At 62.6% G+C, this 24532-nt stretch carries 24 protein-coding genes, 1 pseudogene and 1 riboswitch; of the genes and pseudogenes, 17 read left to right on the top strand and 8 right to left on the bottom strand.

The genetic code is table 11. The features are described from left to right. Nucleotides 1-8: 8 nt before the first annotated feature. From H620_RS0108680 to H620_RS0108665, 4 genes are all read left to right on the top strand, one after another. Nucleotides 9-878: a LysR substrate-binding domain-containing protein gene (locus H620_RS0108680; protein ID WP_023380215.1), complete on the top strand. Its 870-nt coding sequence runs from the start codon at nt 9-11 to the stop codon at nt 876-878. Nucleotides 879-929: 51 nt separating this feature from the next. Then, nucleotides 930-1847, top strand: coding sequence for a pyridoxal-phosphate dependent enzyme (locus H620_RS0108675; RefSeq protein WP_023380214.1), 918 nt, complete (start codon nt 930-932; stop codon nt 1845-1847). Nucleotides 1848-2085: 238 nt separating this feature from the next. Then, on the top strand, nt 2086-3183 hold the full coding sequence (gene nspC / locus H620_RS0108670; protein WP_023380213.1) for a carboxynorspermidine decarboxylase: 1098 nt from the start codon (nt 2086-2088) through the stop codon (nt 3181-3183). Nucleotides 3184-3214: 31 nt separating this feature from the next. Beyond that, the gene (locus H620_RS0108665; RefSeq protein WP_023380212.1) at nt 3215-4459 is read left to right on the top strand and encodes a saccharopine dehydrogenase family protein; all 1245 of its coding nucleotides are present in this window, start codon (nt 3215-3217) and stop codon (nt 4457-4459) included. A 72-nt stretch (nt 4460-4531) separates the two neighbouring features. Here the strand turns inward: H620_RS0108665 and H620_RS0108660 are convergent, their stop codons facing one another. Then, the gene (locus tag H620_RS0108660) at nt 4532-5578 is read right to left on the bottom strand and encodes a class I SAM-dependent methyltransferase (RefSeq protein ID WP_023380211.1); all 1047 of its coding nucleotides are present in this window, start codon (nt 5576-5578) and stop codon (nt 4532-4534) included. A gap of 185 nt (nt 5579-5763) precedes the next feature. Beyond that, nucleotides 5764-6609, bottom strand: a complete 846-nt coding sequence (locus H620_RS0108655) for a type 1 glutamine amidotransferase domain-containing protein (RefSeq protein WP_023380210.1) — start codon at nt 6607-6609, stop codon at nt 5764-5766. Nucleotides 6610-6703: 94 nt separating this feature from the next. On the opposite strand from H620_RS0108655, the gene H620_RS0108650 reads away from it, so the two are divergent. The 3 genes from H620_RS0108650 (at nt 6704) to H620_RS0108640 (ending at nt 9777) form a co-directional block, all read left to right on the top strand. Then, the gene (locus H620_RS0108650) at nt 6704-7612 is read left to right on the top strand and encodes a LysR family transcriptional regulator (protein ID WP_027907181.1); all 909 of its coding nucleotides are present in this window, start codon (nt 6704-6706) and stop codon (nt 7610-7612) included. A 108-nt stretch (nt 7613-7720) separates the two neighbouring features. Next, nucleotides 7721-8941, top strand: a complete 1221-nt coding sequence (locus H620_RS0108645) for a putative DNA modification/repair radical SAM protein (RefSeq protein WP_023380208.1) — start codon at nt 7721-7723, stop codon at nt 8939-8941. After that, the gene (locus tag H620_RS0108640) at nt 8932-9777 is read left to right on the top strand and encodes a TIGR03915 family putative DNA repair protein (RefSeq protein ID WP_027907180.1); all 846 of its coding nucleotides are present in this window, start codon (nt 8932-8934) and stop codon (nt 9775-9777) included. The genes H620_RS0108645 and H620_RS0108640 overlap by 10 nt, the downstream gene beginning before the upstream one ends. 6 nt (nt 9778-9783) lie before the next feature. Here H620_RS0108640 and H620_RS0108635 read toward each other — a convergent pair whose 3' ends face one another. From H620_RS0108635 to H620_RS0108625, 3 genes are all read right to left on the bottom strand, one after another. Beyond that, nucleotides 9784-10755, bottom strand: a complete 972-nt coding sequence (locus H620_RS0108635; protein ID WP_023380204.1) for a 5-oxoprolinase subunit C family protein — start codon at nt 10753-10755, stop codon at nt 9784-9786. After that, on the bottom strand, nt 10752-11639 hold the full coding sequence (locus H620_RS0108630) for a 5-oxoprolinase subunit B family protein (protein WP_023380202.1): 888 nt from the start codon (nt 11637-11639) through the stop codon (nt 10752-10754). Before H620_RS0108630 ends, H620_RS0108635 begins: the two co-directional genes overlap by 4 nt. 93 nt (nt 11640-11732) lie before the next feature. After that, on the bottom strand, nt 11733-12491 hold the full coding sequence (locus tag H620_RS0108625; RefSeq protein ID WP_023380201.1) for a 5-oxoprolinase subunit PxpA: 759 nt from the start codon (nt 12489-12491) through the stop codon (nt 11733-11735). Nucleotides 12492-12610: 119 nt separating this feature from the next. On the opposite strand from H620_RS0108625, the gene H620_RS0108620 reads away from it, so the two are divergent. From H620_RS0108620 to H620_RS0108610, 3 genes are all read left to right on the top strand, one after another. Further along, nucleotides 12611-13528 (top strand): LysR family transcriptional regulator, encoded by a 918-nt coding sequence (locus H620_RS0108620; RefSeq protein WP_023380199.1) that lies wholly within the window; start codon nt 12611-12613, stop codon nt 13526-13528. Between the two features lie 165 nt (nt 13529-13693). Beyond that, nucleotides 13694-14323, top strand: coding sequence for a riboflavin synthase (locus tag H620_RS0108615; RefSeq protein ID WP_023380198.1), 630 nt, complete (start codon nt 13694-13696; stop codon nt 14321-14323). A gap of 10 nt (nt 14324-14333) precedes the next feature. After that, on the top strand, nt 14334-15035 hold the full coding sequence (locus H620_RS0108610) for a YoaK family protein (protein ID WP_023380197.1): 702 nt from the start codon (nt 14334-14336) through the stop codon (nt 15033-15035). Nucleotides 15036-15051: 16 nt separating this feature from the next. Here the strand turns inward: H620_RS0108610 and hemB are convergent, their stop codons facing one another. Then, nucleotides 15052-16026 carry a porphobilinogen synthase gene (gene hemB / locus H620_RS0108605; RefSeq protein ID WP_023380196.1) on the bottom strand — a complete coding sequence of 325 codons (975 nt, stop codon included), beginning with the start codon at nt 16024-16026 and terminating at the stop codon, nt 15052-15054. 220 nt (nt 16027-16246) lie between these two features. On the opposite strand from hemB, the gene H620_RS0108600 reads away from it, so the two are divergent. The 6 genes from H620_RS0108600 to H620_RS0108575 all read left to right on the top strand — a co-directional run bounded on the left by H620_RS0108600 (nt 16247) and on the right by H620_RS0108575 (nt 22366). Further along, the gene (locus H620_RS0108600; RefSeq protein ID WP_023380195.1) at nt 16247-17413 is read left to right on the top strand and encodes an acetyltransferase domain-containing protein; all 1167 of its coding nucleotides are present in this window, start codon (nt 16247-16249) and stop codon (nt 17411-17413) included. Between the two features lie 29 nt (nt 17414-17442). Beyond that, a riboswitch (cobalamin riboswitch) is annotated at nt 17443-17641 on the top strand. Between the two features lie 127 nt (nt 17642-17768). Next, complete coding sequence (locus tag H620_RS0108595; protein WP_023380194.1) at nt 17769-18779, top strand: ABC transporter substrate-binding protein; 1011 nt, start codon at nt 17769-17771, stop codon at nt 18777-18779. Then, a complete protein-coding gene (locus tag H620_RS0108590; RefSeq protein WP_023380192.1) occupies nt 18779-19795 on the top strand; it encodes a FecCD family ABC transporter permease in 1017 nt (338 codons plus the stop codon). Before H620_RS0108595 ends, H620_RS0108590 begins: the two co-directional genes overlap by 1 nt. After that, on the top strand, nt 19792-20580 hold the full coding sequence (locus H620_RS0108585; protein WP_023380191.1) for an ABC transporter ATP-binding protein: 789 nt from the start codon (nt 19792-19794) through the stop codon (nt 20578-20580). Before H620_RS0108590 ends, H620_RS0108585 begins: the two co-directional genes overlap by 4 nt. Nucleotides 20581-20597: 17 nt before the next feature. Continuing rightward, complete coding sequence (locus H620_RS0108580; protein WP_023380190.1) at nt 20598-21032, top strand: pseudoazurin; 435 nt, start codon at nt 20598-20600, stop codon at nt 21030-21032. Further along, a complete protein-coding gene (locus tag H620_RS0108575) occupies nt 21029-22366 on the top strand; it encodes an OprD family porin (RefSeq protein WP_027907179.1) in 1338 nt (445 codons plus the stop codon). Before H620_RS0108580 ends, H620_RS0108575 begins: the two co-directional genes overlap by 4 nt. A 24-nt stretch (nt 22367-22390) precedes the next feature. On the opposite strand, the gene H620_RS0108570 is transcribed toward H620_RS0108575, so the two are convergent. Beyond that, entirely contained in the window at nt 22391-22702 is a 312-nt protein-coding gene (locus H620_RS0108570) for a hypothetical protein (protein WP_023380188.1), read from the bottom strand. Nucleotides 22703-22885: 183 nt separating this feature from the next. Between H620_RS0108570 and H620_RS0108565 the strand changes: the two are divergent. Continuing rightward, nucleotides 22886-23971 (top strand): annotated as a pseudogene (locus H620_RS0108565) (IS630 family transposase). A gap of 22 nt (nt 23972-23993) precedes the next feature. On the opposite strand, the gene H620_RS0108560 reads toward H620_RS0108565, so the two are convergent. After that, nucleotides 23994-24494 carry a GNAT family N-acetyltransferase gene (locus H620_RS0108560; protein WP_027907178.1) on the bottom strand — a complete coding sequence of 167 codons (501 nt, stop codon included), beginning with the start codon at nt 24492-24494 and terminating at the stop codon, nt 23994-23996. Nucleotides 24495-24532 lie beyond the last annotated feature (38 nt).

Here is a 24532-nt window from a genome sequence, read left to right as displayed (position 1 = left end):
GAGACGTCATGGCGGTTTCCCACGCTCAACTCAAGGCCTTTCATGCCGTGGCCGTGCACGGGAGCTTCACCCGCGCCGCAGAAAAACTGTTCCTGAGCCAACCGGCGGTGTCCGACCAGGTGCGCAAACTCGAAGAACGCTTTGGCGTGTTGCTGTTTCATCGCAACAAGCGCTCGGTGCACCTGACCGACCTGGGTGAACGCCTGCTGGGTATCAGCCAGCGCCTGTTCGCCTGCGAAGCCGAGGCCCACGAGCTGCTGCAAGACTCCCGCGCCCTGCAAACCGGCAGCCTGGTCCTGGCCGTGGATGCGCCTGTCCACGTGCTGCCGCAGATCGCCCGCTTCTGCCAGCGCTATCCAGGCATCCAGGTAAAGGTCGAGACTGGCAACACCGATGAATCCCTCGCCCGCCTGTTCAGTTACCAGGCGGACCTGGCGCTGCTGGGGCGCGATGTCGACGACGAGCGCCTGCACTGCGTGCCATTGCGACGCGACCCGATGGTGGCCTTCGTCTCCCATCAGCACCCATGGGCCAGTCGCGGGTCGATCAGCCTGGCCGACCTGGACGACACACCGCTGGTGCTTCGCGAACCGGGCTCGGTAACCCGGCAAACGCTTGAAGAAGAAATGCAACGTGCCGGCCTGCGCATACGCCCGGCGATTCAGGTCGAGGGCCGGGAGGCCGCGCGTGAGGCGGTGGTGGTGGGAATTGGCGTGGGGGTGGTCTCGGCAGCCGAGTTCGGCGCCGACGCCCGTGTATGCGCGCTGCCTATCGTCGATTGCCAGCGGCACCTGACCGAAACCCTGGTGTGCTTGAGCGAACAACGCACACGGCGGGTGGTGGCGACTTTTCTACAGATGGTCCAGGAGGCAATGTGACCTGTACCGTACGCGACTCATTTCAGCCTTGGTAAACAGAGGGATCTACCCATGACCTTGCACATTCAGACGCCCCTGATCGAATCCCGGCCCATGTCCATCGCAGCCGGTCGAGCGGTGTGGCTCAAGCTCGATGCACTGCAGCCCTGCGGTTCGTTCAAGTTACGCGGGGTCGGCCACGCCTGCGAGACGCATCATGCGCGTGGAGCCCGGCACTTCGTGTCGTCCTCCGGTGGCAACGCTGGCCTGGCCGTGGCCTATGCCGGTCGCCAGTTGGGCGTCCCGGTCACGGTGGTGGTGCCCGAAACCACCACTGAACGCGCCAAGGAGCTGCTGCGCCTCGAGAACGCCGAGGTGGTGGTGCACGGCAGTTCCTGGCAGGAGGCCAACGAACTGGCGCAGACCTTGGTCGGGCCGAACGATGCCTTCATCCACCCCTTCGACGACCCATTGCTGTGGACCGGCCATGCCAGCCTGGTGGACGAGCTGGCCCAGGCCGGTTTCAAACCCGATGCGGTGGTGCTCTCGGTTGGCGGCGGAGGCTTGCTCAGCGGCGTGGTCGAAGGCCTGCAGCGCAACGGCTGGGACGATGTACCGGTGCTGGCGGTGGAAACCGAAGGTGCAGCATCGCTGCACGCGGCCATGCAGGCCGGCCAGTCCATCGAACTGGCGCGCATCACGTCGGTCGCCACCTCGCTGGGCGCCAAACGGGTGGCCGATCAAGCGTTGACCTGCGTGCGCACGCACCCGGTCCAGAGCCACCTGGTCAGCGACCGCGCCGCACTACAGGCTTGCGAGCGGTTCCTGCTCGATCATCGGGTACTGGTCGAGCCAGCCTGCGGCGCAGCCTTGGCCCTGGCCTACGACCCGCAGGCACTGGAGCAATACCGCCAGGTGCTGGTGGTGGTCTGTGGTGGCGCCACGGCGACCCTGGCGCAGATTCAGACCTGGTTGGCGGCGGCGCAGTAGATCTCCCCTGCTGGCAGGTACGGCGCAGGTCGTCGATCGGGTTCCCGCCAGCCACCGAACGCGGCGATTAGGATAGTCATATTCGTCTGTTCAACTGCCTTGCGCGAAGGACGGATGGCGCATCGATTACCGTCAGCCACATAACTCTGACGAAATGCGTCTTCCGCCCTTTCGATATACGGCAAGTGAAGGCACAATGCGTGTCCTTTTTTTGGCCGGCCTGGCCGGGGGCCTTTAAATGATCAAGACGCCGTACTACCTCATCGATAAAACCAAGCTGCTGGGCAACATGGAGAAGATCGCCTACGTGCGCGAACACTCCGGTGCCAAGGCCCTCCTCGCCCTCAAGTGCTTCGCCACCTGGTCGGTATTCGACCTGATGCAACAGTACATGGACGGCACCACTTCCTCGTCGCTGTACGAGCTCAAGCTCGGCCGCCAGAAATTCGCTGGCGAAACCCATGCCTACAGCGTGGCGTGGGCCGACGATGAAATCGAGGAAATGCTCGAGAACTGCGACAAGATCATCTTCAACTCCATCGGCCAGCTGCAACGCTTCGCCGAGCAGTCCGAAGGCAAGGTTCGCGGCCTTCGCGTCAACCCGCAGGTGAGCAGCTCCGACTACCTGCTGGCCGACCCGGCCCGCCCGTTCAGCCGCCTGGGCGAATGGGACCCGGCCAAGATCGAGCAGGTCATCGAGCAGATCTCCGGCTTCATGTTCCACAACAACTGCGAGAACGGCGACTTCAGCCTGTTCGACAAGATGCTCTCGCACATCGAGGAACGCTTCGGCCACCTGCTGCACAAGGTCGAGTGGGTCAGCCTCGGTGGCGGCATTCACTTCACCGGCGAAGACTATGCTCTGGATGCCTTCTGCGCGCGCCTGAAAGCCTTCTCGGAAAAGTACGGCGTGCAGGTTTACCTCGAGCCGGGCGAAGCTGCCATCACCCAGAGCGCGTCGCTCGAAGTGACCGTGCTCGACACCCTTTACAATGGCAAGCACCTGGCTGTGGTCGACAGCTCCATCGAAGCGCACATGCTCGATCTGCTGATCTACCGCCTCAATGCCAAGATGGCCCCTAACGAGGGCGAACACACCTACATGGTCTGCGGCAAGTCGTGCCTGGCCGGTGACATCTTCGGCGAGTACCAATTCGATCGACCGCTGGCCATCGGCGATCGCCTGTCGTTCATCGACGCGGCGGGTTACACCATGGTCAAGAAAAACTGGTTCAACGGTCTGAAAATGCCAGCCATCGTGGTCAAGCAACTCGACGGCAGCGTCGAAGTTGTCCGCGAGTTCGGTTTCGAAGACTACGTTTCCAGCCTGTCGTAAGACGGGCTTTCAGTAAGGAGCAAGGGATAAATTGAAGAAGAACGTTCTTATCATTGGTGCAGGAGGTGTCGCCAAGGTGGTGGCCCACAAGTGCGCGCAGCATAACGACGAACTCGGTCGTATTGCCATTGCGTCGCGGAACATCTCCAAATGCCAGGCCATCATCGACAGCGTAAAGGCCAAGGGTAGCCTCAAGGTACCCGCCGACATCCAGGCCTTCTCGCTCAATGCTCTCGATGTCGAGGCGACCAAAGCGCTGATCCGCGAAACCGAATCGCAGATCGTGATCAACGTTGGTTCCGCCTTCCTCAACATGTCGGTGCTACGTGCCTGCATCGATACCGGTGTCGCCTACCTGGACACCGCCATTCACGAAGAACCGGGCAAGATCTGCGAGACGCCGCCCTGGTACGGCAACTACGAGTGGAAACACCTCGAAGAGTGCCAACAAAAGAACATTACCGCCATTCTTGGTGTCGGCTTCGACCCGGGTGTGGTGAACAGCTACGCGAAACTCGCGCAGCAACAGTATTTCGACAGCATTGAGTCGATCGACATTCTCGACGTCAATGCCGGTTCCCACGGCAAGTACTTCGCTACCAACTTCGACCCGGAAATCAACTTCCGCGAATTCACAGGTCAGGTTTGGAGCTGGCAGAACAGCCAGTGGACCAGCAACACCATGTTCGAGGTCAAGCGTACCGACGACCTGCCGGTGGTAGGTTCGCAGAACCTGTACCTGACCGGTCATGACGAAGTTCATTCGATCTCCAAGAACCTCAACGTACCGAACGTGCGTTTCTGGATGAGCTTCGGCGAGCACTACATCAACGTGTTCACCGTGCTGAAGAACCTGGGCCTGCTCTCCGAGCAACCGGTCAAGACCGCCGAAGGCCTGGAAGTGGTACCGCTGAAGGTGGTCAAGGCCGTGCTGCCTGATCCGGCCTCCCTGGCCCCGGGCTACACCGGCAAGACCTGCATCGGTGACCTGGTCAAGGGCACCAAGGATGGCCAGCCCCGCGAAGTGTTCATCTACAACGTCGCGGACCACGAAGAAGCCTACGCCGAAACCGACAGCCAGGGCATTTCCTACACCGCTGGCGTACCGCCAGTGGCCGCTGCCCTGCTGGTCGCACGCGGCGAGTGGGATGCCAAGCGCATGGTCAACGTCGAGGAGCTGCCAGCCGAGCCGTTCCTCAAGGCGCTGGACGTCATGGGCCTGCCAACCCGCGTGAAAGACGAAAAAGGCGACCGTCCTTGGGACGCTGAAGCCTAAGCAACAAGACAGAAGGGGCGCCGAGATGGCGCCCCTTCTGCTTTGGCCGCATCCCTGACAAGCCAGCGCCTGCTACTTGCGCGCCTCCAGGATCAGGTTGAAGGGCGTTTGCGTCGCGCGCCGGAACCGGGTGAATCCCGCTTCCTCGAACACCGCCCGCAAACGCGCCTCCCCGGCCTGGGCGCCAAGCCCCAACCCGACTTCCTGCGAAAGCGAATTCGGTGTGCAGATAAACGTCGAGGCCGCGTAGAAGAGCCGCCCCACCGGCGTCAGATTGCCATCCAGCGAGTCCTCGGCATAAGGCTCCACCAACATTACCGTGCCATCTGCCTTGAGCGCACGGTAGGCATGCCGCGCCGCCCCGACCGGGTCGCCCATGTCATGCAGACAGTCGAAAAAACACACCAGGTCATGATCATGACCTGGGTAATCCTTGGCAGAAGCCTTTTGGAAACTGACGCGTTCAGTCAGCCCAGCCTCGCGTGCACGTTCGCTGGCCGTGGCGATAGAAGGCGCGTGGTAGTCGTAACCGGTAAAGGTCGAGGCTGGAAACGCCTCGGCCATGACCAGGGTCGACGCCCCATGACCGCATCCCACGTCCGCGACCTTCGCCCCGGCCTGCAGCTTGGCCACCACGCCCTCCAGCGCTGGCAACCAGTCAGCCACCAGGAAGGTCCGATAGCCCGGCCGGAAGAAGCGTTCGGTACCGCTGAACATGCACGGGTGATGATCGCCCCAGGCCAGGCCTCCACCACCGCGCATGGCTGCCACCAGCTTGTCCTTGTCATGGAACAGGGCGGCGATCACCGACGCGCCCCCTGCCATGTAGGCGGGGGAGTCTTCCAGCGCCAGGGCCATGGCCTGCTCTTCGGGTAGCACGAAGCTGCCCTTTTCATGAACGACGTAGCCGGCGGCCGACTGGGCATTCAGCCACTCACGCACCAACCGTGGGTGGCAACCGGTCTTGGCCGCAAGTGCCTCGGGGGTGACGGGTTGGCTGTCAGCCATGGCTCGGTACAGCCCCAGCTCATCGCCGAGAATGACATTGGCCAGCGTCGCCGCCGCGCCCATGTCGCCGACCAGCTTGCCCATGAAATCGTGAAGCCTTGCCTCGTCCATGACCAGCCCTCCTCTGCAAGAAGGCCACCGTCAACGAGGGCAGTCCTGTCCGGAGGGCGGTGGTCGGATGGATGAAACGTTCTGCAAGCGAACCACGCATAAGTTTAGTTCAAACCGCAGAGCGAACCCTGGTCGGCGCAGGGTCGCCCGCGATCACGGAAACCGCCTTGGCAACCACAAGGCTGTCATTGCCGGCGGCTTGCCAGCTTCTCCAGCAACGCCTTGGCCAGCGCCTTGTCCGAGAAGGGGTTCTGCCCAGTGATCAATTCACGGTCCACCACCACGTTCGGCTGCCATGCCGGGGCGTAGGTCATGTTACCGCCGGCTCCAGCCATTGCCTTGGCCGGATAGAACAGCAGCCGGTCATCCTTGAGCGAGCCTTCGAACACCTGCTCCTCCGGGTCGGAGAAAATGGTCATCTTGTAACCCTGGTACACCCAGTCAGTGGCTGCTGGCTTCTCACCACGGGCCAGTGCGGCCTGGTAACTGGCCGGGTCTTTCTGAGCCGAGAGCAGCGCAATAGGGCCATGGCAGATGGCAGCGGTCGGCTTGCCCGCCTGGTGGAAGTGGTTCAGCAAAGCGCCGACCTCAGGGTTGTTCGCCAGGTCGATCAGCGGCGCATGGCCACCTGGAATGAACAGCCCCGCATAACGGTCCAGGTCACCGGCCAGTACTTCCTTCACCGAAAGCGTGTCACCAATGTCCGGCAGCCCCTGCACAACCGTCTGAATGCGCTGCATCTCGGCAGCATCGCCGCCGAAATACTGGGGGTCGACCGAACGCTGGTCAACCCTCGGCGCGTTGCCCTTGGGCGTGACCAGGACCAGTGTGTAGCCAGCCTTGAGCAACTGGTCCGCAGGTACACCGAACTCGTTGAGATAGTAGCCGGTGGCATAGCTTGTACCGCCCTGCAGCGGCAGCTGGTTCTCGCTGGACAGCAGCACCAGCACTTCCCCCTTGGGGGCGGCACTGACCGTGCCGGCAAGCAGCGCGCCGGCCACGGCCAACGCTAGAGTGGATGTCTTTTTCATGCAACGATCTCCGGATCAAGCGAAAAGTGGGCCCATGCTACCCGGCGCGCTATGATTCGATTATTCGAAAGCCTTCATGCCTGCGATTCGTAAAATGAATATCACCCGCAAGGATCTGAACCTGCTGCACCTGTTCCACGTGCTCTATCAGGAACGCAATGCCACCCTTGCCGCCGAGCGCATGGCCCTGAGCCAACCCGCACTCAGCCACAAGCTCAACAAACTGCGACACCAGTTTGGCGACCCATTGTTCGTCCGCGCGCCGCGGGGGATGACCCCGACGCCTCGGGCCCACGAACTGGCGCCCGAGGTACAGCGTTTGGTGGAAGGGCTGGAGGCGTTCTACGAGCGCTGCGATGGCCAGGACTTCCTCTCCCGCCCTGCCCGCCTGCACCTGTACAGCACCGATTACATCGAGCAGACCTTGTTACCGAAACTGCTGCCGGTTTTGCGCGAGCAGGCGCCGAACCTGGTGCTGGTCACCCATAACACGCGGGGTCAGCTACCCCGCGACGCATTGGAAAAAGGCAGTTGCGACCTGGCCATCGCCGGCTTTTACACCGACCTTCCAGATACCTTTCACCAACAGCGTCTGCTCAGCGAGGACTTCGTCGTGCTCGCCTGGAAACACAATCCACATCTGGCCCAAGGCCTGGACCTGGATACATTCCTGCGCTGCGATCACCTGTTGACCACCCTCACGGGCGATCTCGATGGCCTGGTGGATCGGGCCTTGCACGCCCAAGGGCACCGCCGCAAGGTGGTTGCGGGCCTTTCGAGTTTCCTGGCGCCGGCCAGGTTGGTGCGGGGTACCGACCTGCTGCTCACTTGCCTTCGCTCGGTGGCAGAGGACGCCACCGAGCGTGATCAGGACCTGTGTCATCACCCGCTGCCGCTGAAGCTTGCGCAGGTGGAAGTGATGCAGATCTGGCACCAACGAACCCACGCAGACCCGATGCGCAGCTGGTTCCGCCAACAGGTGTGGGCCGCGGCGCAATCCTGATCCCAAGGTCTAGCGGTCGCCGAAGCGAGTCGGGTGCCGCGCGCAGGTGCTTGCAATCCGGGCACACTCAAAATACTGTATGAATAATCAGTATTGCGAGACGACGCCATGCAACTCATCGCCAAGCTCGGCATCCTTGCCGATGCCGCCAAGTACGATGCCTCCTGCGCCAGCAGCGGTGCGCCCAAGCGTAATTCGCGCGGTGGCGATGGCCTGGGTGCAACCAATGGCATGGGCATCTGCCACAGCTTCACCCCGGATGGGCGTTGCGTCTCGCTGCTCAAGGTGCTGCTGACCAACTTTTGCCTGTACGACTGCCAGTACTGCGTCAATCGTCGATCCAGCAACGTTCCCAGGGCCCGTTTCACCCCCGAGGAGGTGGTTCGCCTGACCCTGGACTTCTACCGGCGCAACTGCATCAGCGGGCTGTTCCTGAGTTCCGGCATCATCCGTTCGGCCGACTACACCATGGAGCAGTTGATCCGCGTAGCCCGCCTGCTGCGGGAAACCCACCAGTTCCGCGGTTACATCCACCTCAAGACCATTCCCGACGCCGACCCCTTGCTGATCGAGGAAGCTGGGCGCCTGGCCGACCGCTTGAGTGTCAATATCGAGCTGCCCACCGACGCCAGCCTCAAGCGCCTGGCGCCGGAGAAACGCGCGCACACCATTCGCCAGGCAATGGGCGTGATCCATCGCGGCCAACAGGCTGTGGCCAACGAACCCAAGGCACCGCGCTTCACCCCGGCCGGGCAAAGCACCCAGGTGATCGTCGGGGCCGACTCGACCGACGACAGCACCCTGCTGCGCAACGCCGAATCGCTCTACCAGGGCTACGGGCTAAAGCGTGTGTACTACTCGGCGTTCAGCCCCATCCCGGACAGCCCCAACAGCGTGCCGCTGGCCGCGCCGCCGCTCCTGCGCGAGCATCGTCTGTACCAGGCTGACTTCCTGCTTCGAGGTTACGGCTACAAGGCAGGCGAGCTGTTGGGCCCGAACGCCAACCTGGCGTTGGACATTGACCCGAAGCTGGCGTGGGCACTGGCCAACCGCGATGTGTTTCCACTGGATGTGAATCGCGCAGAACCCGCCCTGCTGGCACGTATTCCGGGCATTGGCTTGCGCAGTGTGCAACGCCTGGTGGCACTTCGCCGCGAGCGACGCATCCGCTACGATGACCTGATCCAGCTGCGTTGCGTGCTGGACAAGGCGCGCCCGTTCATCGTCACCAGCGATTACCGGCCCGCGCAGGCCGAGTTGCGCAGCGGCCTGCTGCGGGCCCGTCTGCGTGAGTCCCAGGCTCCGGTACAGATGGGGTTGTGGGGATGATCGCGCTCGACTGCGACAACCACTTCGCCACCTGGCGCGGCCAGGCCCGGACACTGCTTGGCCACGGCATCGACCCGGCCGAGGTGACCTGGTCCCAGGGTCCGATGGACGACTTACTGGCGGTGCCAACACCATTGCCCGAAGGCCCCGGTCCCTTTCGCGCACGGGTTCCGCCGGAATTGCTGAACCAACTCGAACGGGCGGCTCGCTACCGAGGCGAGCAACGCTGGAACCTGCTCTACGAAGTGCTCTGGCGCGTGGCCCATGGCGACCGCACAGCCATGCTCGCCGGTGACCGCCTGGGCAGCGAACTGCACCGTCGTATCAAGCAGGTCAACCGCGAAGCACACCACCTGCATGCCTTCCTGCGCTTCGTGCCATTGCCCGAAGCGCTTGCCCATGAGCTGCAACTGGATCTGGTGGCTTACCATGAGCCGGCACATGACATCCTGGAAAGCGCCAGCGCGCATTTTGCCGATCGTCTGGGTCGCCAACGCTGGATGATCGCCACGCCTCAGGACGGCATTCGTTTCGACGGTCAGCATTTCGACTACCAACGCTGCTGCCCATCGACCTGGCAGCAGTGGGCACGCCATGCCAACGATCCGGATGCCGAGCTGTGGCGCACCTATTATCGTCACACCTTCAACCCTGCCCGCCTGAACCCCGAAGCCTTGCGCCTGCACATGCCAGGGCGGTTCTGGCGCCACCTGCCCGAAGGGATGCTGATTCCACAGCTGGAAGGCCTGGCGCGCCAAGGCAAGCAGCGCGACGGCCAGGCGTTGGAAGTGGCGGAACAACGGGGCAAAAAGATCAGCCACGCCGCCGGCAAATGACATTGATCAGCCGAACAACCGCCCCAGGCAGGCAAGTTTCTTCTTGTACGAACGCCGGGCCTGTAGAGCCTCCTCAAGGCTAACGGCCAGGAATCTTGCCTGCTGGTTCGGCTGCATCTGCCCGATGTGGTCGAGGTCGGCGCTGATCACCGTGCCGATCATGGCATACCCGCCACCCGACACCGCGTCGCGGTGCAGAATGATCGGCTCAAGCCCTGCCGGCACCTGAATCGAGCCAATGGGGTAGCAACTGTCGACGATGTTCGAAGGGTCCGACCCGGCGCCGAAGGGTTGCTCACGGGGCTGGAAGCTCAACGCGCTTGCGCCTTTGTAGCGATAGCCGATGCGGTCGGCCTCCGAGCCCACCGTCCAGGCTTCGGTGAAAAAGCTCTTGGCAGCCGCTTCGGTCAAACGGTGGAAATACAACCCGGGCACTACCCTCAGCACCACCTCCCCACCTAGCGATTGACGCAGCGCCATTGGCAAGCTCGCACCTGCCCGCGTCTTTCCAGTGCTCACACCCACCGGCAGCACATCGCCGGCCATCAGCTTGCGGCCGTGCAATCCTCCAAGCGCCCCCAGTGCGTAGGTCGATCGGCTACCAAGCACCTCGGGCACTTGAATACCACCGGCCACTGCCAGATAGGCACGGGCGCCCGCCGAGGGAAAGCCGAAGCGCAGCACTTGTCCGGCGCGGACCGCAAACGCCGTGTCCGGTGGCTGTTGACGACCGTCCAGGAGCACCGGCATCTGTGCACCGCACACCGCCACCAAGGCATCGTGCTGAAACTCCAGTTCCGGCCCCACCAGCGCGCATTCGAGTGCCGCCGCACCCGCCGGATTGCCCACCAGGTGGTTGGCCGCGCACAGGGCATACTGGTCCAGAGCGCCGGAAGGCGGGATACCCAAATGATAATAACCCTCGCGGCCAAGGTCCTGAACCGATGTGGCCAAGCCAGGTTTGAGCACCTTGATCATGCCAGTACCTCCTGAAGCGATTTCGGGTAGCCCACCGGGTCGGCCAGGAAGGCATCGAGGTCAAAGTCCACGGGGCGTATGCGCAGGTTGAAACGTCCCTCTTCCACATCGGATACGGCCTGGTCGTAGCTGGCCCGGTCGATGGGCTTGAACTGCACGATATCGCCCGGACGGAAGAACACCATGTGCTCCTTGAGGTAGGGCAGACGCTGCTGCGGATCATAGATCGGTGCTGGGGTCACGCCGAACATCTGGTATCCCCCTGCTCCGCGCACCGAGTAGATGCAACCGAAACAACCGCCATGTCCAAGGGTCAGCTTGGGTGTGTCGGTGCGCGGACGCAGGTATTTGGGCACTTGCAACTGCCGTTCTCGCTCGACCATCTGGAACATGAACGGCAAGCCTGCGACGAAACCGACCATGGACACGAACCACGGCGCACCACTGTGCGCGGCAATGAACGCTTGAACATCGGCCAGGCCGTTGATTCGCGCCGCATACTCCAGATCGGTGCTGTCCGGCTCCTGATGGCGGTCACGAAAGCGCATCAGGGTTTCATGGGTCCAGGGGTCGTTGTACAACACCGGAATCTCGATGATGCGCGTCTGCAGCGAGCGCTCGGCTACCGCTTCGGACTCGGCGCCACGTACCGCCTCCAACAGGTCCTGCGGGGCGATACGGTCCGGGTCGAAGCGGATCTGGAACGAGGCATTGGCCAGGCACACATCCAGTACGCCGTCCAGCGCCAGGCGCTCCACTGCACGTGTCACGGCCATACCTTTGAAAAAGGCTTCCAGCGACATGCTGTCGCTGACCTCGGCGAACAAGTGCTCGTCGGCACCAAAGCTGTAGCGAATCGGGGAAGTTGCAAGCGGCTCGGCCATCTCTGTTCCTTTTTGGAGTCTTTATACAAAGGCAGGCGAATTCGAATCATGCGGAGGCCCAGGCTTGTCTGCGCCGGGTGCCTGTGACAGGCCTCAGCGCGGTGCGCGCACCCTGATGCCCGCCCCATTCAACGCCTTGCGTGTGGCCTCGACCAGGTCAAGAGCGCCAGGCGTATCGCTGTGCAGGCAAATGGAATCGAAACTTATCGCCAGGTCCTGGCCTTCGACCGTACGCACTACCCGCTCCTGGCAAGCGCGCAGAACCCGTTCGGCAACCCGCTGGGGTTCGTAGCCGCGTACATGACGGGTGAACACAATGGAGCCACTCAAGTCGTATTCGCGGTCGGCATAGAACTCACGGACCACCGGCTGCCCCATCTCCTGGGCGACACGGCAGATCACCGAACCAGGCATGCAGTAAAGCAACAGCTCAGGCTCGACCACCCGCAGGTTTTCCACCAGCAGACGTGCGGCTTCTTCGTCACGGGCCAGGTGCATGTACAGCGCGCCGTGGGGTTTGATGTGCTGCAATGACACGCCCTGGGCACGGGCAATTTCACGTAGCGCACCCAGTTGGTAGAGCATGTCGTCGACCAGTTCCTGGGCTGGCGCATTGATGTGGCGACGCCCGAAACCGACGAGATCACGAAAACCTGGATGGGCACCCACCGCCACGCCCAACGCCTTGGCCCGCGCCACGGTACGGCGCATGGTGCCGGGGTCGCCTGCATGGAAACCGGTGGCGACGTTGGCCGAACTGATGTAGGCCATCAGCTCGTCGTCGACACCATCACCGATGGTCCAGGGACCGAACCCCTCACCCATGTCAGAGTTGAAATCCACTGCGTGCATACCCTGGCTCCTGATACTTGTGACTGCATGCCAGCCACGTTAGATTTTCCTCACCCCCTTGGGAAGATTTATAAACAGATGGGGTGTCTTCTGAAAAACAGATACGACAGGAGCATGCTGTGTCACTGACCCTGCGCCAGGTCCGTTACTTCGTCGCAACCGCCGAAATCGGCCAGATTTCCCAGGCTGCGATCCACCTGAACATTTCCCAGTCGGCAGTGACCACCGCCATCAAGGAGCTGGAGGCGATGCTCGGTGCGCTGTTGTTTCAGCGCTCGGCCCAGGGCATGACCTTGACCGAGGCCGGCCGGCACTTTCTCAACCGCGCCTATGTGATCTTGCGCAGCGTCGATGACGCGCTCAACAGCCCGCTGCCCGACCTGCGCGCCAGCGGGGTGCTGCGTCTGGCAGCCAGTTACACAGTGCTGGGCTACTTCCTGCCGCACCACCTGCAACGGCTTGAGCATTGGCATCCGGATGTGAGCCTTCAGGTGCAAGAGCAAGAACGCAGCACCATCGAACAAGGCCTGCTGGAGGGCGACTTCGACATGGCCGTGGTGCTGACCGCCAACCTGACGCACCCGGATATCGTTTCCGAGACGCTGTTCAACTCCGAGCGTCGACTGTGGCTTCCCAGCCATCACCCGCTGTGCGAACGCTCATCGGTGAGCCTGGCCGACGTGGCCCGCGAGCCTTACATACAGCTGACCGTGGATGAGGCGGAACAAGCCACCTTACGATACTGGGAGCAGGCCGGTCAGCGACCACGTGTGCGCGTGCGCACCAGTTCGGTCGAAGCGGTGCGCAGCATGGTGGCCAACGGCAGTGGCGTGGCGATCCTCTCCGATCTGGTGCACCGCCCCTGGTCGTTGGAGGGCAAGCGGATCGAGACCGTCACCATCAGCGACCCTGTCACACCCATGAGCGTGGGGCTGGCCTGGCACCGCGAACGGGCATTCAGCCCAGCGATGCAGGCCGTGCGCACCTACTTCCACGGAGCGTTTCTGGCGCCGCAGCAATTGTCGGCGCGGCGTTGATGGACAGACACTTTACCTAGCCACATGCCAGCCCGCTGTCGGAGCGGGTTTACCCGCGCAGGATCGGCGTCCACAACCCCCATCACGAAAGCCAAGCGCTTGCATTTACCGGCCCACGGGCATAGCGTTCGAGAGTTCAGCATTCCCTGTGCCCAGGAGCTCCCCATGTACACCGGCATCGTCCAGGCCGTCCGCCCTCTACTTGATGTAACCCGCTACCCAGGTCACAACCAGTTCACCATCGACCTCACCGCCGAGCTGCTCGATGAGCTGAAGATCGGCGCCAGCGTCAGCGTAGAAGGTACCTGCCTGTCAGTCACCGAAATCAACGGCAGTCAGGTGAAGTTCGACGCCATGACCGCCACCCTCGAACGTACCAACCTGCGCTTCTTCAGCGCAGGCCAAGGCGTGAACATAGAACGCTCGGCGAAGATGAACGCCGAAGTCGGTGGGCACCTGATGGCCGGCCACATCGCCACCACTGCAGAGATTGTCGAGCTGTCGATCAAGGAGACCGGGGCCTTCATCAAGTTCCGCATGCCGCCGGAATGGGCCAAATACGTATTTGCGCGCGGATTCCTCGGCGTCAATGGTTGCAGCTTGACTGTCGCCGACGTTGAAGAAAACGTCGTCACCATCAACCTGATTCCCGAAACCCTGCGCCAGACCACCTTCGCCCGCTACCAGAACGGTGACCTGATCAATATCGAGGTGGACCACCAGACCATGGTCCTGGTGGATGTGGTCGAGCGCACCCTGAAGGGCACCTTGGCCCGCGAAAACCTGCTGCGCTGAGACCACCGCTATGTTGCCCAATGCCCTGCCCTCGCGCAGCGCCAAACGCCTGAGGCTGCAGAGATTGCGTGGTCGGGTAGGTCTTGGCCTGGTCGCCAGTCTATCGGTACTGGCGGGTATGACCGATGCCATTGGCCTGTTGGCGCTAGGCGATTTCGTCTCGTTCATGAGTGGCAACACCACCCGCCTGGCAGTGGCCATCAGCCAGGCGGACCTGGCCCTGGTGCTGCGCCTGAGCGCCGCCATTCTCAGCTTCGTGCTTGGTAATGCGCTGGGGATAGTGCTGGCCCGCGGTTTCAGGCAACGAGCCTGGCCTGTGCTGGTGGTGGTCGCAGCCCTGCTTGCCCTGGCGGCCTCCTGGCCAACGGTCACGAGTTGGCTACCCCTGATCGCGGCGATCCTGGCCATGGGCATGATCAATGCCGTGGTCGAACAAGTGAATGGGCTGCCGATCGGCCTGACCTACGTGACCGGAGCGCTGTCCCGGTTCGGTCGCGGCTTTGGCCGCTGGCTAATGGGTGAACGTCGCGACGGCTGGCGTGTGCAACTGGTGCCGTGGAGCGGCATGCTGCTGGGTGCCGCGCTGGGCGGCTGGTTGCAACATCACCTCGGCCTGCAGGCACTGGTGGGCAGTTGCGCCCTGGCGTGCCTGCTGGCCCTGGTGGCGCGGTTCATTCCGCGCTCATGGCAACGGGGCTACATGCCCCGCTGAGCCCGGGTCGCGTGTCTCAGATGCCTTCGCGGGCCAGATCCATGGCGAAGTAGGTGAGGATCAGGTCCGCGCCGGCACGCTTGATCGCGCCAATGCTTTCACGCACCACGCGCCCTTCATCGATGGCGCCAGCCAGGCCGCCGAACTTGATCATCGCGTACTCGCCGCTGACCTGGTAGGCCGCCAGCGGCAGGCGCGAGGCTGCGCGGATGTCGGCGATCACATCCAGGTAGGCGCCGGCTGGCTTGACCATCAGCACGTCAGCGCCTTCCTGCTCGTCGAGCAATGATTCGCGCACGGCTTCGCGACGGTTCATCGGGTTCATCTGGTAGCTCTTGCGGTCGCCCTTGAGTGCGGTGCCACCGGCCTCGCGGAACGGGCCATAGAGCGACGAGGCGAACTTGGTCGAGTAGGCCATGATGGCGGTGTCATGGAAGCCGGCGCCATCGAGGGCGGAGCGAATCGCCTGGACCTGGCCGTCCATCGCCGCCGAAGGGGCGATGAAGTCGGCGCCCGCGGCAGCGGCCACCACCGCCTGCTTGCCGAGGTTGGCCAGGGTCGCATCGTTGTCCACGCCATGGTCATGCAACACGCCGCAATGGCCGTGACTGGTGTATTCACAGAAACAGGTGTCGGACATCACCACCATCTCCGGCACGGTGTCCTTGCAGATTCGCGCCATGCGCGCGACCAAGCCGTTTTCGTTCCAGGTGTCGCTGCCGGTTTCGTCCAGGTGGTGGGAAACACCGAAAGTCATTACCGACTTGATACCGGCACGGGCATAACGCTCGATTTCCTCGGCGAGTCGTTTCTCCGGGATGCGGTTGACCCCAGGCATGCTGGTGATCGGGACGAAGTCATCGATGCCCTCTTCGACGAAGATCGGCAGGATCAGGTCTTCGAGGCGGAACTCCGTCTCCTGGAACAGGGTACGCAGGGACTCGTTCTGGCGCAGACGACGAGGGCGAACAACAGGGAAACGGCTGGACATGGAAGCTCCAAGAAATTTGACGACCTACACCATAAGCCTGTCGTGCGTGACTGAAAAGCCAAAATATCGAGATTGTCCCGTGCGCGCCGGGCAATAACGATTATTCAGTGCTGGCGCGGGCGCGACAAAATGTCACCCACCTGAAAAAGCCTGTTCAGGGCTCATCAAATAGTTATAAGATAACGTTTCACTTGATAATGATTCCTGCCTGCGACCCCCCATGACAAGCGCCATAGCCACGCCTACCCAACTCACCCAGCGCCTGCACAGCATCGATGCCCTGCGCGGCCTGGTGATCGTGTTCATGTTGCTGGACCACGTCCGCGAAACCTTCTTCCTGCACCGCCAGGTAGGCGACCCGATGGACATCGACACCACCGAGCCCTCGCTGTTCGTCAGTCGTACCCTCGCCCATCTGTGCGCCCCGGTGTTCGTCCTGCTCACTGGCCTTTCGGCCTGGCTGTACGGCGAAAAGCACAAGGGCCGCAGCGATGTGTCGGCATTTCTGTTCAAGCGCGGGCTGTTCCTGGTGGCACTGGAGTTCACCCTGGTCAACTTCGCCTGGACCTTCCAACTGCCGCCCACCGTCATCTACTTGCAGGTGATCTGGGCCATTGGCGTGAGCATGATTGCCCTGTCTGTGCTGGTGTGGCTGCCGCGTCCGCTGATGCTCGCCGTGGGCGCTGTCATCGTGGCCGGGCACAACCTGCTCGACGGCCTGCACTTCGAGCCGGGATCGGCTCTGCATGTCCCGTGGGCCATCTTGCATGATCGTGGTTGGTTGACGCTCTCCGACGGCCTGCGCCTACGCACGTCCTACCCGGTGTTGCCATGGATTGGCGTCATCGCCCTGGGCTATGGCATGGGTCCATGGTTCGCCCGCGGCAGCGACGCAGGCCAACGCCAGCATCGTCTGCTGATGGCCGGCGTGATCGCCCTGCTGGGCTTCGTCGTGCTGCGCATGATCAATGGCTATGGCGAGGCGCCCTGGAGCGGTTACCCAACCTTGACGCAGACGGCGATGAGCTTCTTCAACATCACCAAGTACCCTCCTTCACTGCTGTTCCTGGCCCTGACCCTGGGGGGCGGCCTCGTGCTGCTGCGCGTCTTCGAACGTGCCGGCCAGGCTCGCTGGATCAGGGCCTTGGCCGTGTTTGGCGCAGCCCCCATGTTCTTTTACTTGTTGCACCTTTACGTCCTGAAGCTGTTGTACCTGGCCTGCGTCGCCCTGTTCGGGCTGAACCAGGGCCAGTATTTTGGCTTCGACGGGATCGGTGCAGTGTGGCTGGTCGCCGTGCTGCTGGCGGTGGCGCTGTACCTGCCGGTGCGGGCATTCGGCCGCTTGAAGGCGCGTCGCCGCGACATCAGCTGGCTGAAGTACTTCTGATATGACGTTTTCACCCGGCGGCCGAATGGTCTACCATGCGGCCCGCCGGTTTCCACCACGGAATTAATAGGGAATCCAGGGCCAGCTTTCACTGGCCAATCGGAACTGCCCCCGCAACTGTAGGTGCCGAGCCTGCTCCAACCAAGCCACTGGGTCTGCCGATCCGGGAAGGCCGGAGCCGGGCAAGGACGCACCAGTCAGGAGACCTGCCGGCCTACATTCACCAACCGGCGGGGTGTCCGGGATGGCCATCTCCACCCGTTCCCGGGTGCAGCCCCACGCCGTGCGCATGGGGCTTGGCGATGCCTGTCCGTGCGTTCATGCCGTGAACTGTCCGATAGGAGATCGCCCCCACATGCTGCTGCGCTTCACCACCCTGCTTGCAGGCCTGAGCCTCGCCGGCCTGGCCCAGGCCGCTACCACCCACTACCCGCTCACCGTCGACAACTGTGGCCGGCCCCAGACCTTCGCCCAGGCCCCCGAGCGCGCCGTCACCATCGGCCAGGCGGCGACCGAGATCCTCTATGCCCTTGGGCTGGGCGACAAAGTGGCCGGCACTTCGCTGTGGTTCAACAATGTGCTGCCCGAGTACAAGGCGGTGAACGACAAGGTCGAGCGGCTGGCCGACAACGACCCCAGTTTCGAAGCCGTGGTGGGCAAGCGCCCACGGTTGGTGGCGGTGCAATTCGAGTGGATGGTCGGCGCCCAGGGCGTCGTGGCAACCCGCGAGCAGTTCGATGAGCTGAAGATTCCTACGTACCTGCTGCCATCGGACTGCGAAGGCAAGGACAACCTGGTCGGAGCCGACGGTACCCGTCTACAAGCTTTCCAGGTCCAGAGCATCTACAAAAGCGTCAGCCAACTGGCCGAGATCTTCGACGTGCAGGACCGCGGCGCGGCATTGAACGCCGATCTCAAGGCAAGCCTGGACAGTGCCAGAAAGCACGTTGCAGGCAAGGACCTCTCCAACACCAGCGCATTGTTCTGGTTCTCCAGCGCCGACTTCCAGATAGACCCTTATGTGGCTGGTCGCCAAGGGGTGGCTGACTTCATGCTGCGCACCCTCGGTGTGCGCAATGTGGTCGAGTCCAACGAGGAATGGCCGACCGTGGGCTGGGAAACGCTGGCCAAGGCCAATCCAACCTGGCTGATCATTGCCCGCATGGACCGCCGCCGCTTCCCCGCCGACGACTACCAGAAAAAACTCGACTTCCTGCACAACGACCCGGTCACCCGCAACATGGACGCGGTGAAGAACAACCGCATCATCATCCTCGATGCAGATGCCATGCAGGCCGGCATCCGTCTGTTCCGTGGCCTGCAGACTTTGTCTGCCGCCTTCGCCAGCGGCAATGCGGCGCCGTGATGAAGCGTTTGTTGATTTATAGCGTCCTGTCGGCAATGGCCCTGCTCGCCGCCGTCCTGGCCGGCACCGTCATCGGAGAGGCCAACGTATCGTCCAGCGTGGTTTACCAAGTGCTGGCCAACCACCTGTGGCAGGCTGGTTACCCGGTCGACCCGATCGATGCGGGCATCGTCTGGAACTACCGTCTGACCCGCACCCTGGTGGCTGCCGCCTGCGGTGCCGGGCTGGCGACCTGCGGGGTGATTCTCCAGGCATTGCTGCGCAACCCGCTGGCCGAGCCTTACTTGCTGGGCCTCTCGGCAGGCGCTTCGACCGGTGCGGTGCTGGTGGGCTTGCTGGGGTTCGGTGGCATGGCACTGAGCATGTCAGCAGGTGCGTTCCTCGGTGCACTCGCTGCCTTCGCGCTGGTATTGGTGCTGGCCCGCACCAGCGGCTCCACTGGCAACAGCGCCCAGGTCATCCTCGCAGGCATTGCTGGCTCGCAACTGTTCAATGCACTGACTGCCTTCCTGATCACCAAGTCGGCCACCGCCGAGCAGGCGCGTGGCATCCTGTTCTGGCTGTTGGGCAACCTCAGTGGCGTGCGCTGGCCATCGGTGTGGCTGGCACTTCCAGTGGCGCTGGCCGGCCTGGTGGTGTGCCTGTGGCACCGCCGCACGCTGGATGCCTTTACTTTCGGAGTCGACTCGGCAGCGTCGCTGGGTATTGCCGTGCGTCGCACCCAGTTGCTGCTGATCAGTTGCGCTGCATTGGTGACAGCGGTGATGGTGTCGATCGTCGGGGCCATCGGTTTTGTCGGTTTAGTGATTCCCCACGCCCTGCGCTTGCTGCTCGGCCCTGGCCATAGCCACCTGCTGCCGGCCAGCGCCCTGGGCGGCGCCTTGTTCCTGATCGCCGCCGATGTACTGTCACGCACGCTGATTGCGGGCCAAGTGATACCGGTTGGCGTGGTCACCGCATTGATCGGCGCGCCTGTGTTCGCGCTGATCCTGGTCAGCCGTCGGGGGCGCCCATGACCCTCATGATCAATGCGCCCATCGCCCCACTCGCCTGTCAGGGCCTGAGCCTCGAATTGTCGGGCAATCTCGTGCTCCGCGATATCGACCTCACCTTGGTCACCGGCGAAACGCTGGGGATCGTCGGCCCGAATGGTTCGGGTAAATCGTCTTTGCTCAAAGTGCTGGCCGGGCTACGCGCGCCGGCCAGCGGCAGTGTCCAGTTGCTCGGTAACGCCTTGGCGCGGCTTCCCCGACGGCGTATCGCCCAGACTCTGGCGCTGGTCGAACAGCAGGCCGACACCCTCGACGCCATCAGCGTGTTCGACGCCGTGGCCCTGGGGCGCACGCCATGGTTATCGGCCCTGTCGCCGTTCTCCAGCCACGACCGCGCCATCGTCGAGCAAGCCTTGGTCGACCTCGACGCCGAGCACCTGCGCACCCGCATCTGGAACTCACTGTCCGGGGGCGAGCGCCAACGGGTGCACATCGCCCGCGCCCTGGCCCAAAGCCCTCAGGTGCTGCTGCTCGACGAGCCGACCAACCATCTGGATATCCAGCATCAGCTCAGCCTGCTACGCCAGGTTCAGGCGCTACCGATCACCACCCTGATCGCCCTGCACGACCTGAACCAGGCGCTCACCTGTGACCGTGTCGCCATGCTGGACAAAGGCCGCCTGGTCGCCCTGGGCAAACCGCAGGACGTGCTGACGCCGGAGCGTCTGCTGAGCACCTTCGGCGTGCAGGCGCACTACCTCACCGACCCCTTCGATGGCGCGCGCATCCTGCGTTTTCGCGCCCCTTGAACCTGGAAGTTCCCACCATGCCGTTGCGTCCTTTCGCCCTACTGCTCGTCAGCACCGTTTTCACCCACGCCGCCCAGGCCGAGGTGCATGAAGTGAAAATGCTCAATCGCGGCGCCGAGGGGTCGATGGTGTACGAGCCGGATTATCTGCGCATTGCGCCAGGCGACACGGTTCGCTTCCTGCCTAGCCAAAGCGGGCACAACGCCGCCAGCGTTCCAGGGCTGCTGCCTGCCGGGGCCGAGGCATTCATGAGCAGGCTCAACCAGCCCTTCGAGCACAGCTTCACGGTGCCCGGTACATATGGCGTCCAGTGCATTCCCCACGTGGCCATGGGCATGGTGATGTTGATTCAAGTGGGTGACGCCCAGGCCACGCCAATCCCAGGAAACCTGCCGACCCGCGCCAAAGACCGCTTCGCCGCACAGTTGAGCAAACTGGAGGCCGCACGATGAGCCGCTTGCTGCTGGCGCTGCCGCTGCTGGGCATCACCCCATTCACGATGGCCGACTCCACGCAGTCGCAAAGCAACGGCTTCGTCGAGGACAGCACCTGGGGCCTGCTCAATCGCAGCGTGTTCGACCAGCGCGACTACAAGCATGGGGGCCGCAACGGCAGCGCGCGTAATGCCTACAAGCCGCGTGACGAACGCAACGGCCTTGCCGAAGAGTGGGCCTACGGTTTGATGGGCACCTTCACCTCAGGATTTACCCAAGGCGTTATCGGCGTGGGTGTCGATGCACACGCCTACCTTGGCCTGCAATTGGACAGCGGCGGAGGACGCGCCGGCAAGGCACGCTTGCTCAGCCTGGACAACGATGGCCACCCCAAATCCGAGTACAGCCGGGGCGGTGCTGCGCTCAAGCTGCGTGTTTCCAATACCGTGCTGTCCTATGGCGAACAGCGCGTGAAGACGCCGGTATTCAGTTCCTCCGACAGCCGCCTGTTGCCTGAGACGGCCACCGGATTCTTCCTCACCAGCAACCCGTTCGACTCACTCAAGCTGGTGGCCGGCCATTTCAACGAGAACACCGACCGCAACGCGTCGAGCCACGACCAAGGCTTCGTGGTCAACTATTCCAACGGCCGGCAAGGCAACGGTTTCGACCTGGCAGGCGTGGTGTGGAACCCCGGCGCCGCCTTCAGTGGCAGCCTGTACACCTCTCGCTATGAAGACAGCTGGAACCAGCACTACCTGGGCAGCACACTCACCCATGCCCTGGACGACCGTCGCAGCCTGAGCCTGGATCTCAACCTGTATCGCACCACCGATACCGGCAAGGCGCTATCCGGGCACATTGACAACACCACATGGAGCCTGGTCTGGCGTTACAACCAGGGCCCCCACGGCTTCAGCCTCGGCTGGCAGCAGGTGGACGGTAACACGCCGTTCGACTATGTCAGCCGTGGAGCGATCTACATCGCCAACGCCGTGCAGATGTCCGACTTCAACGCACCCAACGAAAGGTCCTGGCAGGCGCGCTATGACCTGAACATGGGCGCCTATGGGGTACCAGGGTTGAGCCTGACAGCGCTGTACGTCAGGGGGTTCGATATCGACGGATCGCATGTGGACCCCAACGGCGGTTATGCCTACCTGGGCTATGGCAAGGGCGGCAAGCATTGGGAGCGCGACCTTGAGGCGCGCTACGTGGTGCAGAGCGGCAAGGCCAAGGGCACTGCGTTTTCTGTGCGGCACAACGTGCACCGGGGCAATACCGCGCAAGCGGAACTGGACGGGAACCAGATCCGCCTGGCGGTGGAGTGGCCGCTGACAGGAGGATTCTGATCCTGCGCGCGGCCCGCTGCGCTTTCAGGTTGATGCCTGCAATCGCCACTGCGCCCTCTCCTGCGAGCTTATCGACGCCACGACATCAGCGAACGTTGCACTGAGCTGCGCACTGACATTGCCAAAAACCTGGTAGTGGGTCAGCACGTAACGCTTGACCGTCTTTGGCCAGCATCCTTCCTTATGCGCCGCATGGATGATGGCCTTGGCATCATCGCGCGTCGCCCGGCGCCAGGCCTTGAGCAAGCTGCTCTCGAAGTCTGCGAAGGTCCAGGCGTCTCTGCGGTCTTCGAAATGGTCCAGCAGCTTGAGCTTGTACAGGGCCAGGTGCGCCATGGGCATTGCTTCCTCGTCTTGATGATCGGACGGGAAAGTAAGGAACGCGGCGGGGGAATGAAATGAACGTGATGGCCCGCGCCGCAGCGCGGATGTAGGAGCCTTCCTAGTGTGGTGCTTCGCAAGTAACACTCATATTTTGGTCTAGGCTTTACAGCATCAGAAATGCCTCGGAGCCACGATATGAAAGCCGGCCGACCTGCTGCCCCGATTGAGCTGAGCGACGAAGAACACATCGAACTGCTTCGTCGCTCCCGATAGCGTAAAGGCTCTGCTGAATCTCGCATTCGCGCCGAAATCATCTTGGCGTGCGCTAGTGGAGAATCAGGCACCTCAATCGCCCACAGACTTGGCATCGGCGTACACACGGTCTCGCGTTGGCGAGTGCGATTCAGTCGGCTGCGGCTCGATGGTTTAAATGACGAACATCGCTCAGGCCGGCCTCGCAGCATAACCGATGAACAAGTACAGGCCGTGGTCAATCAGGCACTGCAGTCCAAACCCGAAGATGCCAGTCACTGGAGCACTCGCTCGATGAGTCAGGCAACCGGCATTTCTCCAGCCAGCGTCATGCGGATATGGCATGCCTTCGGCCTCAAGCCTCACCTTGAGAAGACCTTCTAACTTTCGACCGACCCTCTGTTCGTCGACAAGGTCCACGACATTGTTGGGCTCTACCTCAACCCTCCCGAAAAGGCCCTGGTGCTCTGCATCGCCGAGAAAAGCCAGATTCAGGCGCTGAACCGCACCCAGCCAGGCTTACCTCTTGCCCCCGGCAAACCCGTCACTCGCACCCACGACTACAAGCGCCACGGAACCACATCGTTGTTCGCGGCGCTGGATATCGCTACGGGTGAAGTCATCGGAAGATTGAAGCGCCGCCATCGAAGTACAGAGTTTCTCGCTTTCCTCAAAGAGGTGGACGCTAACGTACCCGAGGACATGCCTGTTCATCTGGTAATGGACAACTACGCGACACACAAGACTGACAACGTGAAAGTGTGGCTGGCAGCGCATCCGCGCTACCAAGTGCACTTCACACCTACTTCGGCATCCTGGTTGAATCTGGTGGAGCGCTTCTTCTCGACGCTGAGCGAAAAGTGGATCAAGCGCCAGGCACATACCAGCGTGAAGGATCTGGAAGAGTCCATTGAGTACTACCTTGCCACCCACAACGCCAACCCTCGACCCTTTCGCTGGCATCGAAAGGCCGATGACATCTTGGCAAGCGTCGGTCGTGCAGCCGAGGCGTTAGGCCGAAAAATATGAGTGTTACTTGCGAAACACCACACTAGGTTCGCCGCCATTGGTGCATATGGGTGGTGCGCCACAGCGGGTCATCCTCGACATCGACCACCTTGAATCCTTGCCGCTCCCAGAACGCAATCGCGCCAGGCAGGAAGGGATGGGTGTGCAGGTACAGGCAGTCGACACCTGCATTCATGGCCTGCTCGCGCAGTGCCGCGAACAGGGCGCCAGCCAGCCCATGCCTGCGGTACTCGGGCCGGACGAACAAGCGCACCACCTCGACCACGTGAGCACCTCGGTAGTCGAGCTGAGGGAAGCGATGGTCATACGGCAGATAGCCGATGGCTGCGACCAGCCGGCCCTGGTCGCGGGCCACGAGGAAACGACCAGCGCCATCGAGGTAGGTATCGCCGAAGTGGGCAAGGTCGTTGGGTAACGGCGCTTCGGCGAGCATGGGGAACAGATCACGGCGTGCCGCGTCGACGAACCTCACGACTTCTGCGATGGCGTCATGGCTGGGAGTATGGAGGGTCCAATGTGGCATGGTCGGCAGGTAGCGATGGCGAGTGCGACCTGAGTTGT

The sequence above is a fragment of the Pseudomonas taiwanensis DSM 21245 genome (genome assembly GCF_000425785.1).
Lineage (GTDB): Bacteria > Pseudomonadota > Gammaproteobacteria > Pseudomonadales > Pseudomonadaceae > Aquipseudomonas > Aquipseudomonas taiwanensis.
The sequence above is the reverse complement of the archived record's forward strand: the minus strand, read 5'-3'. Positions and strand labels throughout refer to the sequence as shown.

Excerpts from the sequence above, each read along its gene's own strand:
- H620_RS0108630 (WP_023380202.1), bottom strand. The coding sequence starts at position 11,639 with ATGGCCGAGCCGCTTGCAACTTCCCCGATTCGCTACAGCTTTGGTGCC.
- H620_RS0108650 (WP_027907181.1), top strand. The coding sequence starts at position 6,704 with ATGAATATCACCCGCAAGGATCTGAACCTGCTGCACCTGTTCCACGTG.
- H620_RS0108590 (WP_023380192.1), top strand. The coding sequence starts at position 18,779 with ATGAAGCGTTTGTTGATTTATAGCGTCCTGTCGGCAATGGCCCTGCTC.
- H620_RS0108680 (WP_023380215.1), top strand. The coding sequence starts at position 9 with ATGGCGGTTTCCCACGCTCAACTCAAGGCCTTTCATGCCGTGGCCGTG.
- H620_RS0108675 (WP_023380214.1), top strand. The coding sequence starts at position 930 with ATGACCTTGCACATTCAGACGCCCCTGATCGAATCCCGGCCCATGTCC.
- H620_RS0108660 (WP_023380211.1), bottom strand. The coding sequence starts at position 5,578 with ATGGACGAGGCAAGGCTTCACGATTTCATGGGCAAGCTGGTCGGCGAC.
- H620_RS0108570 (WP_023380188.1), bottom strand. The coding sequence starts at position 22,702 with ATGGCGCACCTGGCCCTGTACAAGCTCAAGCTGCTGGACCATTTCGAA.
- hemB (WP_023380196.1), bottom strand. The coding sequence starts at position 16,026 with ATGTCCAGCCGTTTCCCTGTTGTTCGCCCTCGTCGTCTGCGCCAGAAC.
- H620_RS0108625 (WP_023380201.1), bottom strand. The coding sequence starts at position 12,491 with ATGCACGCAGTGGATTTCAACTCTGACATGGGTGAGGGGTTCGGTCCC.
- H620_RS0108595 (WP_023380194.1), top strand. The coding sequence starts at position 17,769 with ATGCTGCTGCGCTTCACCACCCTGCTTGCAGGCCTGAGCCTCGCCGGC.
- H620_RS0108645 (WP_023380208.1), top strand. The coding sequence starts at position 7,721 with ATGCAACTCATCGCCAAGCTCGGCATCCTTGCCGATGCCGCCAAGTAC.
- H620_RS0108560 (WP_027907178.1), bottom strand. The coding sequence starts at position 24,494 with ATGCCACATTGGACCCTCCATACTCCCAGCCATGACGCCATCGCAGAA.
- H620_RS0108635 (WP_023380204.1), bottom strand. The coding sequence starts at position 10,755 with ATGATCAAGGTGCTCAAACCTGGCTTGGCCACATCGGTTCAGGACCTT.
- H620_RS0108580 (WP_023380190.1), top strand. The coding sequence starts at position 20,598 with ATGCCGTTGCGTCCTTTCGCCCTACTGCTCGTCAGCACCGTTTTCACC.
- nspC (WP_023380213.1), top strand. The coding sequence starts at position 2,086 with ATGATCAAGACGCCGTACTACCTCATCGATAAAACCAAGCTGCTGGGC.
- H620_RS0108585 (WP_023380191.1), top strand. The coding sequence starts at position 19,792 with ATGACCCTCATGATCAATGCGCCCATCGCCCCACTCGCCTGTCAGGGC.
- H620_RS0108575 (WP_027907179.1), top strand. The coding sequence starts at position 21,029 with ATGAGCCGCTTGCTGCTGGCGCTGCCGCTGCTGGGCATCACCCCATTC.
- H620_RS0108610 (WP_023380197.1), top strand. The coding sequence starts at position 14,334 with ATGTTGCCCAATGCCCTGCCCTCGCGCAGCGCCAAACGCCTGAGGCTG.
- H620_RS0108655 (WP_023380210.1), bottom strand. The coding sequence starts at position 6,609 with ATGAAAAAGACATCCACTCTAGCGTTGGCCGTGGCCGGCGCGCTGCTT.
- H620_RS0108615 (WP_023380198.1), top strand. The coding sequence starts at position 13,694 with ATGTACACCGGCATCGTCCAGGCCGTCCGCCCTCTACTTGATGTAACC.
- H620_RS0108600 (WP_023380195.1), top strand. The coding sequence starts at position 16,247 with ATGACAAGCGCCATAGCCACGCCTACCCAACTCACCCAGCGCCTGCAC.